We start from the raw sequence: 278 nt of genomic DNA, 5'->3' as shown, positions 1-278 counted from the left end.
GGCATTCCCACGCGGAGCGTGCGGAACGATAACCTCAACTATCGTGCGGCGCTCCGCGTCGCATGCCGTTCTGGACGCTCTGCGTCCGGTCTTGATTCTGCGGCACGGCGCAGATTTGTGACGCAGAACGTCACGACAGGCATTCCCACGCGGTGGACTGCCCCCCGAAAGTTGGACAGTTTTAGCGCGCCGCCTGAGCCCTGTATTTTACGGGGCTCAAGCCGTTTAGCTTCAGCTTGATGCGGTCATTGTTGTAGTAGCGGATGTACTCATCCAGA

At 59.0% G+C, this 278-nt stretch carries 1 protein-coding gene; it reads right to left on the bottom strand.

The annotated features are described in order from the left end of the window. Positions 1 to 181: 181 nt before the first annotated feature. Positions 182 to 278 (bottom strand): IS3 family transposase (locus RGM3321_RS00045; RefSeq protein ID WP_244390993.1); only part of this gene is annotated, 97 nt, incomplete at its 5' end.

The organism is Pseudomonas sp. RGM 3321 (assembly GCF_022836805.1).
In the GTDB taxonomy this organism is placed as follows: Bacteria; Pseudomonadota; Gammaproteobacteria; order Pseudomonadales; family Pseudomonadaceae; genus Aquipseudomonas.
This window is presented reverse-complemented; position numbering and strand designations above follow the sequence as displayed.